This window comes from Herbaspirillum lusitanum, from assembly GCF_026127345.1.
GTDB classification, from domain to species: Bacteria; Pseudomonadota; Gammaproteobacteria; order Burkholderiales; family Burkholderiaceae_D; genus Herbaspirillum; species Herbaspirillum lusitanum.
In genome coordinates this window covers 80910-95721 of the sequence record NZ_QXFG01000002.1, presented here as the reverse complement: position 1 = coordinate 95721, position 14812 = coordinate 80910, and the positions used below count along the sequence as shown (strand labels likewise).

The window sequence follows — 14812 nt, the reverse complement described above, 5'->3', positions numbered from 1 at the left end:
TTCCTCATCGCCGCACAGCTACGAATCAATCCGAGCATGCATGCGCGAATTTTTCATAACCGCATGCAACACTAGGCGGCGGCCGCCACCACCTCCGGCTTCCGTCCCTGCCGGAAGCCCGCCGCCGGATGCCGCGCAGGCAGCAGCGGCGAAGCGCCGCCCAGCTTCTCGCGCAGCGTGCCTTCCCGGTACGCGGTCTTGTAGCGGCCGCGTCGTTGCAGTTCCGGCACCACCAGGTCGGCGAAATCTTCATAGGCTTCCGGCGTCACCGCATAACTCAGGTTGAGGCCGTCGACGTCGGTGGCATCGACCCAGTGCTCGATGGCGTCGGCCACCTGTTCCACCGAGCCGATGAACAGCGGACCGCGGCCGCCGATGGCGTTGTGGCGCGCCAGCTCGCCGACAGTCCAGACACGGTCCGGATCGCCGATGGTGAAATTTTCCAGCGCCGAGCTGATGCCGGCGTCGAGCTTCAGGTAACGGATCGGCTCGTCCGGATCGTATTTGGAAAAGTCGATGCCGGTCCAGCCCGAGAACATCGCCAGCGCCGCCTGTGGATTGATGTAGTTCCGGTAGTCGCGGAATTTTTCCTGCGCTTCCTTCTCGCTGCGGCCGACGATGATGGTCGCCATCGAGAAGAACTTGATGTCGTCGGCGTGGCGTCCCGCCAGCACCGCCTGGCTGCGCGTGTCGGCCACCACCGGCGCAATCGTCTTGATGCTCGGGCCGCTCAGGTAGATGCATTCGGCATGGCGGCCGGCGAAGGCCTTGCCGCGTGTCGAGGAGCCGGCCTGGAACAATACTGGCGTGCGCTGGCGCGACGGCTCGGTCAGGTGTACGCCTTCCAGCTTGAAATATTTTCCGTCGTGCACGATCTTGTGGATCCGTCGCGGATCGGCGAACTCGCCGGTGGCGACGTCGCGCAGCACGGCGCCGTCTTCCCAGCTCGACTCCCACAGCTTGTAGACCACGTCCATGTATTCGTCGGCGATGTCGTAGCGCTCATCGTGGGCCGTCACCTTACTGTGGCCGAGTGCGCGAACGCCGCTGGTGCTGTGGCCGGTGACGATGTTCCAGCCGATGCGACCGTTGGTCAGGTGATCCAGCGTCGACATGCGCCGCGCGAACACGTACGGCGGCTCGTGGTTGGCGTTGCTGGTGACGCCAAAGCCGAGATGCCTGGTCGCGTACGCCATCGCCGAAATCGACAGCATCGGATCCTGCTTCGGCACCTGCGCGCCGTAGCGCAGCGCCGTGTCGAGATTGCCGCCGAAGACGTCGTTGACGCCGATGCTGTCGGCCATGAACAGCGCATCGATGAGGCCGCGCTCCAGCACCTTGGCCAGGTTGACCCAGTAGTCGAGCGTGTTGTAAGTCAGCGAGCGGTCGCGCGGATGACGCCACAGGCCCGGCGAGTGATGCACCGGACTATGCAGTGCGAAGGCGTTCATGCGGATTTCTTTTGCCATGATTTTTCCTTGAATGAAACTAGGCGGCGTTCAACGCCGCCGGATAATGTTGATTGCCAACGGCGTCAAGACGCGGCGCCAGCAACACTGCCTGGCGCAGCAATTCAGCGATGGTGCCGGACTCGAACAGCACGCCGCGCAAAGGCAGGCCGCTGGTAGAAATCAAGCTCGACGGCCGGCCGTCGGCGCCGATCACGGCGAGCGTCTGCGGATCGGCGTCGATGCCGAGGTTGAGCGCACTCGGCCGCACATAGCCTTTCTCCAGCAAGCGGCCCAGCAGCGGCTCGCCGCTGACGCGCTTCCACACGTATTCGAAGCCGGTGCAATTGATCACGGCGTCAGCCACCAGCGTCAGTGCCGGTTGCACTTGCTGCTGTCCGCGCAGACGCACCGCCACGGCGACCTTGCCGGCCGGCTCGTCATGCAGTTCGACCGGCGTGCCGGTGTGCACCTGCAAGCGACCGGCGGCGCGCACGGCTTCGAACACTGCCGCGCTTGGCGGCGGCACGCGATGCAGGAACATGTCCCAGTAAGCGCGTACATGGCGCATGAAGCGCTGGCGCTCGGTCAGGGCGGCAGCCTTCCACAGGCGCGTCAGATGCGGACGCACCGCCATCACCACGCGTTGCCAGTCTTCGCCGCTGTCTTTGGCTTTGGCGATCTGTTCACGCACGGTGCGCAAGATCGCGCGTGCGGTAGTCGGCGCGCCGGTGTCGGTCAGGAACTCGGGCCACGCCGCCACTTCATGGCGCGCCACCGGCACCAGGCCGCGGCGCGACACCACGTGGTACTTGCCGCGATAGCCGCGTGCCTCCAGCGCCACCACGGCGTCGATCATGGTCAGGCTGCTGCCGATCAGCAGCACGTCGGCGGCGCCCTTGAGCTTGTCGAGCGCATCCGGATTCCACGGATCAGCCAGGTAACGGCCGTCGTCTTCCAGCGACTGGGTGACGGCGAAGCCGGGACGCGCTTTGAACACGCCCGGCGCCAGCAGCAGATGATCGGCGCTGAACTCGCGTACCGCGTGACCGTTGTCGACCGTCACGCGTACGCGGCCGTGATCTTCGGTGACGTCGCTGACCTTGGCCAGGATGTGTTCGACTTCGACACCGGCTGCGGCGTCCTGGAGCGCCAGGCGCAACTCGTCGCGCAGGTAGTCGCCGAACATCCAGCGCGGCGCGAACGCCAGCAGCTTGTCGTCGAAGTCGTTCCAGCCGGAGCGGTCGGCGCGCAGCTGCAGCCAGTTGGCGAAATGCGCGGCGTCGTCGGGACGCAGGCTGAAAGCCTTGGCCGGGCCGTTGAGGCGGTGACTGAAGTCGGTGGTGGAATACGCCAGTCCGCGTCCCAGTTCGGGATTCGGATCGAAGATGCGGATCAGCAGCGGCGTCTGCGCCTGGCGCAGCAGGCGGATCGCGGCCAGCGTGCCGGCCATGCCGCCGCCGACGATGGCGACCGAGCGTTGTGTTGTGTGGTTGGACATGCGGCCTCCTGAATGGAATTTAAAACGGCTTGTCGCCCTTGACGGTCACGCGATAACCCGAGCGCACGTTGGGGAAGTAGTCCCACACCGCCAGATGCTGGGCGCTGCGGTTGTCCCAGAATGCGATCGAATCCGGCCGCCAGCGAAAGCGCACCTGGAAATCCGGCTTGGCCAGATGCTGGTACAGGAAGCCGAGGATCGCCGCGCTCTCTTCGCGCGAAACATTGTCGACGTGGGTGGTGAAATTGGAATTGACGAACAAGCCCTTGCGGCCGCTCTCCGGATGCGTGCGCACGATAGGATGCGAAGACTTCGGATAGACGCGGTCGCGGTCGTCGATGCCCTTGCCGCGATTGCGGCTGCGATACACCTGCTCGCCGTCGTGGGTCGCGGTCAGCCCCTGCAGGTAAGTCTGCAAGCCCGGCGACAACGCTTCATAGGCGGCATAGGTGTTCGAGAACAGCGTGTCGCCGCCATGCTCGGGCAAGACCTGCAGGTGCAGGATGCTGCCCAGCGGCGGTTCGGGGTCGCACGACACGTCGGAATGCCAGCGGTCGCCCGCGATGCGCACGGTGTTGTGATCCGCGTGGATGGGCAGGATTTCGGGATGACCTTCCGGACCGCGCGTATTGGGATGCACGTGCAGCTCGCCGAAGTAGCGGCCGAAGCGCTTGTGCTGCTCCAGCGTCAGCGGCTGATCGCGGAAAAAGATCACGAGATGGTCGAGCAGGGCCTGGCGCACTTCGGCGACCTGCTGCGGTTCCAGCGGCCGGGTCAGGTCGATGCCTTCGATCTCGGCGCCGATCAGCGGCGTGACCGGCTTGACCTTGATGGTTTCATAGCGTGTTGCAACTGTTGCGACTGTCATGAAGGTCTCCTTGATGTTATTCAATTTCCGCAGCGGCAGCGGCAATGTCTTGCGCCGCATCCGCACCGCGCCGGAACGCCGCCGCCGGATGCGTATCAGGCAGGCGCGCGCCGGCGCCGTAGAGTTTTTCGCGCAGGGTGCCGGGGCGGTATTCCGTCTTGTAGACGCCGCGCTTCTGCAACTCCGGCACCACCAGCTCGACGAAGTCGACATGACTTTGCGGCAGCAGCGTGTAGCTCAGGTTGAAGCCGTCGATGTCGGTCTCGTCCATCCATTCCTGCATGATGTCGGCGACCTGTTCCGGCGTGCCGACCAGCACCGGCCCCTTGCCGCCGATGGCGTTGTGCTGCGCCAGCTCGCCGATGGTCCAGACGCGGTCCGGATCGGCCACGGTGAAGCCCTCGATGGTCGACTGCATGCCTTCGCTCTTGCTGTATTGCAGCGGCTCGTTGACGTCGCGCCCGGCCAGGTCGACGCCGCTCCAGCGTGAAAACAGCGCCAGTGCGCCTTCCGGGCTGACGTAGCGGCGATAGTCGTCGAGCTTGGCCTTGGCCTCGGCCTCGGTGCGGCCGACGATCACGGTCAGCAACATGAAGAACAGGATGTCGGCGGGATTGCGGCCCAGTTGCGCGGCACGCTGGCGCGTGTCGGCGACCGAGGCGCGGATGATGTTCTTCGACGGCGCGCTGACGAAGACGCATTCGGCATGGCGTGCGGCGAAGTCCTTGCCGCGTCCCGACGAACCGGCCTGGTACAGCAGCGGCGTGCGCTGCGGCGTCGGCTCGCTGAAGTGCACGCCCTCGATCTGGTAATGCGGTCCCTCGTGGCGGATCACATGCACCTTGGACGGATCGGCGAATGTCTTGCTGGCGCGGTCGCGCTTGACGGCGTCGTCCTCCCAGCTGCCTTCCCACAACTTGTAGACCACGTCGAGGTAATCGTCGGCGATCTCGTAGCGCAGATCGTGCGGTTTGCTGGGACCGAGCCCGAGCGCCTTGCTGCCGGAGTCGCCGAAGCTGGTCACGATGTTCCAGCCGACGCGTCCCTTGGTCAACTGGTCGAGCGTCGACATGCGCCGCGCGAACAGATACGGCGGCTCATAAGTGACGCTGCTGGTCACGGCGAAGCCGAGATGCTCGGTGACCTGCGCCATCGCCGCCACCAGCAGCAATGGATCGAGGCGCGGGAACTGCAAGGCGCCGCGAATGCCGGCGTCGTGTGAGCCGCCATAGACGTCGTAGGTGCTGATGCCGTCGGCCCAGAACAGACCGTCGTACTTGCCCTGCTCGGCCACGCGCGCCAGGTTGCTCCAGAACTCCAGCGTGTTGTAGTCGAGCGACTTGTCTTGCGGATGCGACCACAAGCCCGGCGACAAATGACTGGGCGCAAACGTCACGAAGGCGTTGATCCTGATTTCCTTGCCGGTTTTTTTACTCATGTCATCCTCGTAGTGAAATTGGTATTCATGTCCACGCCTGCAGTGCTGCAAACCACGCCAGGCTCACGCCGTAACCGGCCAGCGTGAAGCGGCCGTTCCATTGCAGCGCGACGATGCGTCCCGGCACATCGGCCGCGCGCGCCATGATGGCGATGGTGGCGCCGTAAGGCGTGATGCCGCCGGCCAGCACCCAGCTCGACAGGAACACGAAAGCCAGCACCACCGGCTTCAACCCCAGCAAGGCCGGATCGGGAATCGCCGCGCTGACGATGCCGATGCCGACCACCGCGCCGACACCAAGCTGCGCCACCGCGATGATCGCCGGCAGCAGCAAGCCGGCCAGCAGCACCGGATGCAAGGCCGCCTGCGCCAGCACAGCCGGGATCGCCTGCAAGTGCAGCGCGTGGCCGAGCAGCGTGCCGAGCAAGGCGCCCGAGGCGATCATGCAGATCTCGGTGCGAAAGCCTGGGAAAATCTGGAACAGGCGCTGCCGCATGCGCCGCGCCGTGAGCGCCAACGCTGACGACGCACCGGCGCGCGCGTACTGGCGCAGCAGCCATAGCAAGGCCACCGGCGGCACCACCAGCATCACGCCGTCGCTGACGCTGGCATGCAGCAAGAACGCCGCCGTCAATGCTGCGGCGATGACCACTAGGATCAATGTGACAAAGCCGTTGACGGCGCGCCAGTCGGCACGCGGCGATATCGTTTTAATTGCCGCAGCAGTCTTCCAATGCACCCCGTCCAGTAACCAGCCGAGCAGCAGGTAACTCAGCGACAAGGCCATCGCGTACGGCAGCAATTCCTGCCAGTGCAAGGTCGGAACCGAGGCCAGCGCCACCGAAAAACCGATCGACAGCGGCGACCACATCGCCATCGTGCCGAAGCCGCGGATGATCGCGACCGACGATTCGCGCAGGCGCTGCGCCTGTAATTGCGCGTCGCCGCCGGCGGCCGCCAACGTGTTGCTGCGCCGGACCATGTTGCCCAGCAAGTTGATCGCGCCGACGTTGAGCACGATCGCCAGCAGATGCGTGCCGGTGGTCAGCACGACATAGCGGCGCGACTTCGGTTGCCGGATCACGGTGTAGCCGACGCGGCGGATCAGCGGCGAGGTACGCGCCGCTTCCACCATGAAGCCCATCGCCGCCAGAATCGCCGCCACCGTGGTCGAACGATCCAGTCCCTGCGCCACCACCTGCCAGCCGGACGGCCACGACACCAACGCCGCCAGCGCCAGCAGCAAGGTCAGCCACACGGTGGCCTTGACGATGCGCGCCAGCACATGCACCTCGCACAGCAGATACACCGTCAGCCCGAGATCGGCGGCGTAGCCGAACCAGATTGCCGGTTCGCGTCCCGCCAGCAGGTCGCGCAACAACACGCCCAGCGCCACTGAGCTCAGGGCCAGCGTCGACCACACTGCGCGCTTGCCGAACGACAGTCCGGGCAAGGAGGCGGTCAGCGGCAATTTGTCGGCGAGTCGGTTCACGGCAAGATGACTAACGCTGCAAGGTCGAGTCGAACTGCTCACCCAGTTCTGCCTGGCCGAGGATCTGCGCGGTGCGGTCGTGACCGGCATGCAGCACGTGGGTTTCCAGATCGCGGATATAGCGTCCCAGCGGATGTTCGTCGAACTGCGCGGTCGCGCCGGAGGCATGCACCACGGTCTGGGTCAGCTTGAAGGCAGCATGCGCCGCGGCCGACTTGGCGCTCATGGAAATCAGTTCGGACGCCACCACGTCGGATTTCTGCCAACTCTCGATGGCGACGTTGAACAGGGCGGCGGCGCTGTCGAGCGTGATGCGCATCTCGCCGGTGCGCAGCTGCGTAATGGCATTGGCGGCGCGGCCACGCCCCTTGATGTAGTCCAGATACCAGCCGTACAGACCTTCCGACGCGCCCAGGTAATTTGCCGCGAAACCAAGGTGATAACGGCCCTGCCAGCGACCTTTGGGATAAGAACCCGGCTCTCCCAGCACATGGCTGTCGGGCACGAATACATCATGCAGCGTGATCACCGAGCTGCGCGCGGCGCGCATGCCGTGTGGCTGGTACCAGTCGTCGCTGAGCGTGATGCCGGGCATGTCCGGCTCGAGGATCACCATCATGTGGTTCTTGAAATAATCGTCGACGCCGTCGATCGCCACGAAGGCGACGATGTAGTCGGCCAGCGGTCCGTTGGTGGCGAAATTCTTGACGCCGTTGAGCTGCCAGCCGCCGTCGACGCGCTTGGCCTTGGTCTGCATCACGTACATGTTGGTGCGGCCCGGCTCGCTGCCGACCGAGGCCAGCAGGCTGAACCTGGACGTCAGCGGTTGCAGGAAGCGTTCGCGCTGCTGCGGCGTGCCAAGTTCTTCCAGCAGCCACAGTGTGTGGTTATGCACCTGGTAACAGTGCGCGGTCGAACTGTCGCCGCGTGCGATGGTGCGCACCGCCTGCAGGAAAACGCCGGGATCGCGGCCCAGCAGACTGCCGTCGCGCCCCCCGTTGTTGCTGGTCGCCGCGGCGTGCAGCAGGCCCAGCTCATGGATGCGTGTGAGGTTCTCGACCGGTAGCTTGCCGTCGCGCTCGTGCGCGATGCTCCAGGCGCGGAAGTCGGTGCGCGCGAGTTGGTCGAGCGTGCGGAATTCATCGCGCTCGAGGATAGTGTGGGGGCTTGCCATGGGATCTCCTGATATGAATATGTGGATGAGCGTCGGTGCGCTTACGCGGCGATGGCGCTCGCGATGTCGGTGTTCTGTACCGCCGCCTCGGCGTAGTGGCAGGCGGCCCAGTGCGCCGGGCCGAGCTGGCGCAACAGCGGCTTGCTCTCGGTGCAGCGGCTGTCGGCGCGCGGGCAGCGAGGATGGAAGGGGCAGCCGGATGGCGGATTCAGCGGCGACGGAATCTCTCCCGTCACGACGTCGTCGTCGAGCCCGCTGTCTGGATCCGACACCGCGATCAACGCTTGCGTATAAGGATGGGCCGGACGATTGACGACCTGCTCCTTGCTGCCGATCTCCATGAACTGGCCGAGGTAGAGCACGCCGATCTGCGTGCTCATGTAGGCCACCACGGCAAGGTCGTGCGAGATCAGCAAGTACGTCAGCCTGAGTTCGGCCTGCACGTCCTTGAGCAGGTTCAGCACCTGCGCCTGGATCGAGACGTCGAGCGCCGACACCGGCTCGTCCAGCACCAGGATGCGCGGCTCCAGGGCCAAGGCGCGGGCGATCGCCACGCGCTGGCGCTGGCCGCCGCTCAGTTCGTCGGGTAGCCGCTCGGCATAGTCGGCGCGCAGGCCGACCCGTTCCAGCAGCTCGGCCACGCGGCGGGCGTAGGCATCGCTGTTGGCAAGCGCGGGGGCGTTTCCTTCCACGGCCGGCTTGCCGGCGTGGCGGCTCCATTGTTTCCAGCGCTGGATGCGCAATGGCTCGGCGATGATGTTGCCGATTTTCATGCGCGGATTGAGCGCGCCGTAAGGGTCTTGCAATACCGGCTGCAGAGTGCGGTAGCGCCACGCGTCTTCGCTTGCCGATGCCTGTGCGCCGAAGCGATGGCCGTCGATCACGACCTGTCCCGAGGTTGGACGCTCGGCGCCCATGATCAGTTTGGCGATGGTCGATTTTCCCGAGCCCGATTCGCCGACCAGGCCGAAGGTGCCGCCCTGCTCAATCGTGAACGATACCCCTGCCACCGCCGCCAGCGTGGCCGGACGCGCGAGGAAATGGCGGCGCACCTGGTAGTCCTTCTTCAGGTCTCTGACTTCGATAAAGACGTTTTTCAATTCATTGCTCATGCTGCCTCCAGCGGATACCAGCACGCCACCTGATGCTGTCCGTCGCTATCAGTGGCGGCCAGCGGCGGATACGATTCCTTGCACAGCGCTGCAGCGCGCGTGCAGCGCGACGCGAAACGGCAACCGCCGCCGTGCTGGCCGGCGGCCGGCGGCTGGCCGGGGATTTCCTGCAGGCGCGCCATGTCGGCGCTGATCTTCGGCGTCGCGTCGAGCAGGCCGCGCGTATAAGGATGCGCCGGCCTGGCGAAGATGCGCGCCACCGGACCTTGTTCGACGATGCGGCCGGCGTACATGATCGCCACCTCGTCGCAGAATTTGGACACCGTGTGCAGGTCGTGCGTGACCAGGATGATGGCGGTGCCGCGCTCGCGCTGGATTTCCTTGAGCAGGCGCAGGATCTGCTGGCGGATGGTGACGTCGAGCGCCGTGGTCGGCTCGTCGGCGATCAACAGGTCGGGTTGGCAGGCAACGTTGATGGCGATCGAAATGCGCTGGCGCATGCCGCCGCTGAACTGGTGTGGATAAGCCGTTGCGCGTTGCGCCGGCGCCGGGATGTGCACGCGCTTCATGACGTCGATGGCGCGTTGCCAGCGGTTGCGCTTGCTGCGCTCGCCGTGGTGGTATTTGAAGACTTCGCCGATCTGGTCGCCGATGCGGTAAAGCGGGTTGAGCGAGGTCATCGGATCCTGCAGGATCATGCCGATCTGGCCGCCGCGGATCTTGCGCATCTGGTCGGGGGATTTGGTGGCCAGGTCCTCGCCCTTGAACAGCACCGAGCCGCCGGTGACACGGCCGAATGCCGGCAACAGGTTGAGGATGGACAGACAGGTCATGCTCTTGCCCGAACCGGACTCGCCCACCAACCCCAATGTCGCGCCTGCGCGTAGGCCGAAGCTGATGCCGTCGACCACCTTGACGCGACCGCCCGGCGTGGCGATGTCGGAGGTCAGGCCGCTGACCCTCAACACTTCCTTGCTCAGGACTTCGCGATTACGGATATCCGCCGCGCCCATCAGTCCGCCTCGCCGATCAGGCGCGTTCCCGATCCTGCTCCATCACGTAAATGGTCGCCCGCCAGGTTGGCCGCCAGCACCGTCAGCATCATCACGATGCCGGGCATGACCGAGGTCCACCACGCGTGTTCAAGCTGGCCGCGGCCGTCGGAAATCATGGTGCCCCACGACGGATCGGGCGGCTGCACGCCGAGGCCGAGGAAGCTCAGCGCGGCTTCAAGAATAATGATCAGGCCGATATCCAGCGTCAGCAACACGAGGAAGGTATTGCGCACGTTCGGCAGAATGTGGCGCAAGGCCACCCGCAATGGCGAAGCGCCGGCCAGCCGCGCCAGCAGCACGTAGTCGCGGTGCTTGATGCTGAGCGCTTCGGCGCGGATCACGCGGGCGAAGCGCGCCCAGTTGGCGATGGTGACGACGATGATGACGTTGGCGGTATTGGGACCGATCACGCCAATCACCACCATCGCCAGGATCACCGGCGGCAAGGAATATTGAATGTCGGCCAGGCGCATCGTGACGCTGTCGATCCAGCCGCCGAAATAGGCCGACAGAATCCCGATCAGCGTGCCGCCGCAACCTGCCAGGAACACCGCGCAGAACGCGATGAACAATGACAGCCGGGCGCCGAACATGGTGCGGCTGAGGACGTCGCGGCCGAGCTGGTCGGTGCCGAACCAGTGCGCCGGCGATGGCGCCTGCAAGGCGCTGCCGAGGTCGATGCCGTTGGGATCAAAGGCGGTCAGCCACGGCGCCAGCGCAGCCGAGACGATGACCACCGCCAGCACCGCCACCGACAGATGGAACTGCCAGTGCCGCGTCCAGCGCAACCATGCGGGACGGGGCGAACGTACTGCAGGCACTGATGACTGCGACTGCGGCAGCGATGGAGCGTGTTGGATGATGGCGTCAGACATGGCTAATCCTCGGATCGATCAGGGCGTACAACAGGTCCACCGTGAAATTGATCACGATGAACAGCAAGGTGGAGACGATCACGGCGGCTTGCACCACGGTGAAGTCGAGCTGGTTGATGGATTCCACCATCAGGCTGCCGAAGCCGGGCCACGAGAACACCGCCTCGATCGACACCGCGCCGCCGATCAGGATGCCGAACTGCGACGCCGCGAAGGTGATCACCGGCAGCGCCGCATTCTTGAGCGCGTGCTTGAGCACCACCACGTGTTCCGGCACGCCCTTGATGCGCGCCATCTTGACGTACTCCGATTGCAGCACCGCGGTGAGATTGGCCTGCGTCAGCCGGCACAAACCGGCGGCTGAATACCAGCCCAGCGCGATCACCGGCAGCACCAGATGCTGCCAGCTGCCGTAGCCGCCGGTCGGCAGCCAGCCGAGGCCGACCGAGAACAGGCGGATGAACAGCAGTGCAAAGAAAAACGGCGGCGCGGCCTGGCCGAGCGCGGAAAAAATCTTCGAGAACTGATCGGCGAAACCGTCCTTCTTCACCGCCGCCGCAATGCCCAGCGGCACGCCCGTGAAAATCGCAAACGCCAGCGCGCTCAAGGTCAGCAACAGGCTCGGTCCGAGCCTGTCTCCGACGATGCTCAATGCCGGCACGCCGAAGTGGAAGGAGTTGCCGAAGTCGCCGCGCACGATGGTCGAAAGAAAGCGCGCGTACTGCACCGGCACCGGATCGTTGAGGCCGAGCTGTTCGCGGAACAGCGCGCGGTCGGCTTCCGTTGCTTCCGGCGGCATCATCAGGTGCGCCGGGTCGCCGACCATTCTCACCATGACGAAGATCAGCACCGACATCAGCAGCAAGGTGACGAGGGCGGAGCCGATACGGCGCAGCAGGAAAGCCGGCATGTTATTTCCAGCCTGCCGTGCGGAAGTTCAGGAAGCCGGAGCCCTTTTGCACATCCCACTGCACGCTCTTTTTCTTGGCGTAGATGTAGAAGTACTCCGACAGGAAGAAGCCGGCGGCGTCGTCATGCAGGATCTGGCCGACCTGCTCGAAAATCTCGCCGCGCTGCTGCGCGCCGGAGACGCTGTTGACCTTTTGCAGCAAGGCCTCGACTTCCGGATTGTTGTAGTTGGACCACGAGCCGTCCTTGGAGAACGCGCCGCCGACCGGATGGATCGGGTCATACAGGGCATTGGTGAATTGCGACAGGGCCAACGGACCGGAGGCGTGGGTATTGTTCAGGCGCTGGAAGGCGGCGTAGGTCAGGCGATTGAGCTTGACCTTGACGCCGATCTGGCCCCAGTAGGCGGCAACGGTTTCCGACAATTCTTTCGGCAGGTCGCCCTGGATGTTCAGCGTGGTTTCGAAACCGCCCGGATAGCCTGCCTTGGCCAGCAATTCCCTGGCCTTCTTCGGATCGTAGGGATAGGCCTTGATCGATTTCTTCGCACCGTACGGATAGTAGTTGGAGATGAAGGTGCCGAGCGGCTCGCCGACACCGTGCAGCACGCTCTTGATGATGGCGTTGGTGTCGATCGCATAGCTCAGCGCCTGGCGCACTTCACGCTTGGAGAACGGCGATGCCGGATCGTCGGTGTAGACGCGGATATATAGCGGCGAAGCCACCGGCGACGAAATCACGTCGAGGCCGGCTTCCTTCTTCAGGCGGTCGTAGTCGGGGAACGGCAGCACCACGGCGACGTCGATCTCGCCGCGCAGGATGGCGTTGACGCGACTGACCGGTTCAGTGATGGCCTTGAAGACCAGGGTCTTGATCTTCGGTTTTTCACCCCAGAAATCGTCGAAGCGTTCCAGCACCAGTTCGCTGCCGCCGGGCGCATAGCGCTTGACCTTGTAAGGTCCGAGCGAGATCGGCGCCTGGGCGAAGGCGTCCGGATTGGCCAGGCTGGCAAGGTAGTCGCCGGGCAGGATGTACAGGTAGCCGGCGACCTTGTTCTGGAAGGCGCCGTCCGGCACTTTCAGCTTGAAGACGACGGTGTAGGGATCCGGCGTCTCGATGCTGTCGACGATCGGTGCGAAGTAGGGACGGCGCGTGCTCTTGCTCTTGGGATCGAGGATGTGCTCGACCGAGGCCTTGACGTCCCTGGAGGTGAATTGTGTACCGTTGTGGAACTTCACGCCCTTGCGCAGCTTGTAGGTGAACACCTTGGAGTCGGGAGAAATCGTCACGCTGGTGGCCAGGCGCGGCACGATCTTTCCCTCCAGGTCGAAGCCGTACAGCGTGTCGTATATCTGCCAGCCGTAGCGCAGCGAATCGCCGCTGATGGTCACCAGGCCGTCAAGGTTCTGGAACTCCTTTTCAACGCCGACCACCAACGTGTCGCGGTCGACCGCCGGCTTGTCGGTGGTGGCGTGAACGACGCCGGACGCCAGTAGCGATGCGGCGAATACGCCGCCGGCCAGCAAGGCCTTGATGACTTTGGAAAACACCATGCAAAAACTCCCTCGTGACGCTGTCGCGCCCTGTTTGTTGTAGACAAATAAATGGAAAATGAACGGCAGCCCGCGCTCACGCAGGCCGTCGCCGATGACCTGGAGTTACTCGACGCTGTGCGCCGCCACCGGTTCGCCTTCGATGCTCACCGAGGGCTTGCCGTCCGGCCCGACCGGCACGTCGCCGACCAGCGTGATGCGGTACAGCTGGCGCTCGAATTCGGTGTCGTAAATGTCCACCGGCGCCAGATGAGCGGTGGAACGGTTGTCCCAGAATGCCAGCGAACCTTCTTCCCATTTGAAGCGCACGGTGTACTCGGGACGCACCACGTGTTCGAACAGCAGCGCCAGCAATTGCTCGCTCTCGCGTGGATGCAGGCCGACGATGTTCTTGAGGAAGGACGGGCTGACGTACAAGGCCTTTTCGCCGGTCTCGGGATGCACGCGCACCAGCGGGTGATGGCTGATCAGCGGCGTGGCGGCGACCTTGCTGACGAACTCCTGCCTGGCCTTGTTGCCTTCCGGCGGCGTGAACTTGTGTTCGCCCTGCAAGGTGTCGACGAAGGCGCGCAAGGCCGGCGACAGTCCGTGATAGGCGGCCACCAGGTTGGTCCACTGGGTGTCGCCGCCATACGGCGGAATCACCACGCCGCGCAGGATGGAGGCGGCCGGCGGATTGATCGCGGCGGTGACGTCGGTATGCCAGCCGGTCCAGGGACGCACCAGGCGCGCGCCGTCGAAGCGGCTCTTGAAACGGTCGCGACCGACTGAATAGACTTCCGGATGGCCGGGCTCGTAACCGAACACCGGATGTCCCAACGTGAGGTCGCCGAACTGCTTGCCGAAGGCGACGTGCTGGGCGTGACTCAGGTGCTGGTCACGGAAGAAGATCACTTTCCACTGCAGCAGCGCAGCGCGGATTTCGGCAATTTCTTCGGATGCCAGCGGACGCGACAGGTCGACGCCGGAAATCTCTGCGCCGATGTGCACGGCCAATGGCTTGACGCTGATGCGTTGATAAGTCGGGACGGTGTTATGAGTGATCGCGTTCATGGTTTCTCCATGCGAGGTTGCGCGCGGCAACGGGAATAATGGATTCATGGTCCATACTTTCAACGCAACGGATAACGCTCGCGCTCTTCAGGTATGGAGAAGTGCATCCCTACAGTCCGGGTAGGATGCGATGGGGTGAAGGCGATTATAGGAAGTGAAAATCGTCCGAGTCCAAGAACGATTTCGTATAACTTTAGAAGGGATTGTTGCGTTTCCTCCGATCCAGCAGAGGTGGTGCAGAAACGAATATGGGTATGCGGTTTACGACCTTCGCTTTGTTGTGGAATACGACGTTGCAGCAAGCTTTCTGCACATTAAAAAAGCGCTCCGGCGG

At 64.3% G+C, this 14812-nt stretch carries 12 protein-coding genes; all 12 read right to left on the bottom strand.

Annotated features, from left to right (window positions below; genetic code table 11):
* Positions 1–71: 71 nt before the first annotated feature.
* Positions 72–1469, bottom strand: a complete 1398-nt coding sequence (locus DXT88_RS00710) for an LLM class flavin-dependent oxidoreductase (protein ID WP_265211003.1) — start codon at positions 1467–1469, stop codon at positions 72–74.
* Between the two features lie 19 nt (positions 1470–1488).
* Positions 1489–2949 carry an FAD/NAD(P)-binding protein gene (locus DXT88_RS00705; RefSeq protein ID WP_265211002.1) on the bottom strand — a complete coding sequence of 487 codons (1461 nt, stop codon included), beginning with the start codon at positions 2947–2949 and terminating at the stop codon, positions 1489–1491.
* 19 nt (positions 2950–2968) lie between these two features.
* Positions 2969–3817, bottom strand: coding sequence for a TauD/TfdA dioxygenase family protein (locus DXT88_RS00700; RefSeq protein ID WP_265211001.1), 849 nt, complete (start codon positions 3815–3817; stop codon positions 2969–2971).
* 16 nt (positions 3818–3833) lie between these two features.
* Positions 3834–5255, bottom strand: coding sequence for an LLM class flavin-dependent oxidoreductase (locus DXT88_RS00695; protein ID WP_265210999.1), 1422 nt, complete (start codon positions 5253–5255; stop codon positions 3834–3836).
* A gap of 25 nt (positions 5256–5280) precedes the next feature.
* Positions 5281–6747: a hypothetical protein gene (locus DXT88_RS00690; protein WP_265210998.1), complete on the bottom strand. Its 1467-nt coding sequence runs from the start codon at positions 6745–6747 to the stop codon at positions 5281–5283.
* A 10-nt stretch (positions 6748–6757) separates the two neighbouring features.
* The gene (locus DXT88_RS00685) at positions 6758–7921 is read right to left on the bottom strand and encodes an acyl-CoA dehydrogenase family protein (RefSeq protein WP_265210997.1); all 1164 of its coding nucleotides are present in this window, start codon (positions 7919–7921) and stop codon (positions 6758–6760) included.
* A gap of 41 nt (positions 7922–7962) precedes the next feature.
* Positions 7963–9033 (bottom strand): ABC transporter ATP-binding protein, encoded by a 1071-nt coding sequence (locus DXT88_RS00680; RefSeq protein WP_265210996.1) that lies wholly within the window; start codon positions 9031–9033, stop codon positions 7963–7965.
* Positions 9030–10046, bottom strand: coding sequence for an ABC transporter ATP-binding protein (locus tag DXT88_RS00675; RefSeq protein WP_265210995.1), 1017 nt, complete (start codon positions 10044–10046; stop codon positions 9030–9032). The genes DXT88_RS00680 and DXT88_RS00675 overlap by 4 nt, the downstream gene beginning before the upstream one ends.
* On the bottom strand, positions 10046–10963 hold the full coding sequence (locus DXT88_RS00670) for an ABC transporter permease (protein WP_265210994.1): 918 nt from the start codon (positions 10961–10963) through the stop codon (positions 10046–10048). Before DXT88_RS00670 ends, DXT88_RS00675 begins: the two co-directional genes overlap by 1 nt.
* The gene (locus DXT88_RS00665) at positions 10956–11873 is read right to left on the bottom strand and encodes an ABC transporter permease (protein ID WP_265210993.1); all 918 of its coding nucleotides are present in this window, start codon (positions 11871–11873) and stop codon (positions 10956–10958) included. Before DXT88_RS00665 ends, DXT88_RS00670 begins: the two co-directional genes overlap by 8 nt.
* A 1-nt stretch (position 11874) precedes the next feature.
* Entirely contained in the window at positions 11875–13425 is a 1551-nt protein-coding gene (locus DXT88_RS00660) for an ABC transporter substrate-binding protein (protein WP_265210992.1), read from the bottom strand.
* A 105-nt stretch (positions 13426–13530) separates the two neighbouring features.
* Positions 13531–14478 carry a TauD/TfdA dioxygenase family protein gene (locus DXT88_RS00655; protein WP_265210991.1) on the bottom strand — a complete coding sequence of 316 codons (948 nt, stop codon included), beginning with the start codon at positions 14476–14478 and terminating at the stop codon, positions 13531–13533.
* Positions 14479–14812: the final 334 nt, after the last annotated feature.

Bases quoted from the DNA above. Each gene is read 5' to 3' on its own strand.
- DXT88_RS00670 (WP_265210994.1), bottom strand. From the start codon at position 10,963: ATGTCTGACGCCATCATCCAACACGCTCCATCGCTGCCGCAGTCGCAG.
- DXT88_RS00655 (WP_265210991.1), bottom strand. From the start codon at position 14,478: ATGAACGCGATCACTCATAACACCGTCCCGACTTATCAACGCATCAGC.
- DXT88_RS00705 (WP_265211002.1), bottom strand. From the start codon at position 2,949: ATGTCCAACCACACAACACAACGCTCGGTCGCCATCGTCGGCGGCGGC.
- DXT88_RS00685 (WP_265210997.1), bottom strand. From the start codon at position 7,921: ATGGCAAGCCCCCACACTATCCTCGAGCGCGATGAATTCCGCACGCTC.
- DXT88_RS00660 (WP_265210992.1), bottom strand. From the start codon at position 13,425: ATGGTGTTTTCCAAAGTCATCAAGGCCTTGCTGGCCGGCGGCGTATTC.
- DXT88_RS00700 (WP_265211001.1), bottom strand. From the start codon at position 3,817: ATGACAGTCGCAACAGTTGCAACACGCTATGAAACCATCAAGGTCAAG.
- DXT88_RS00710 (WP_265211003.1), bottom strand. From the start codon at position 1,469: ATGGCAAAAGAAATCCGCATGAACGCCTTCGCACTGCATAGTCCGGTG.
- DXT88_RS00665 (WP_265210993.1), bottom strand. From the start codon at position 11,873: ATGCCGGCTTTCCTGCTGCGCCGTATCGGCTCCGCCCTCGTCACCTTG.
- DXT88_RS00675 (WP_265210995.1), bottom strand. From the start codon at position 10,046: ATGGGCGCGGCGGATATCCGTAATCGCGAAGTCCTGAGCAAGGAAGTG.
- DXT88_RS00680 (WP_265210996.1), bottom strand. From the start codon at position 9,033: ATGAGCAATGAATTGAAAAACGTCTTTATCGAAGTCAGAGACCTGAAG.
- DXT88_RS00695 (WP_265210999.1), bottom strand. From the start codon at position 5,255: ATGAGTAAAAAAACCGGCAAGGAAATCAGGATCAACGCCTTCGTGACG.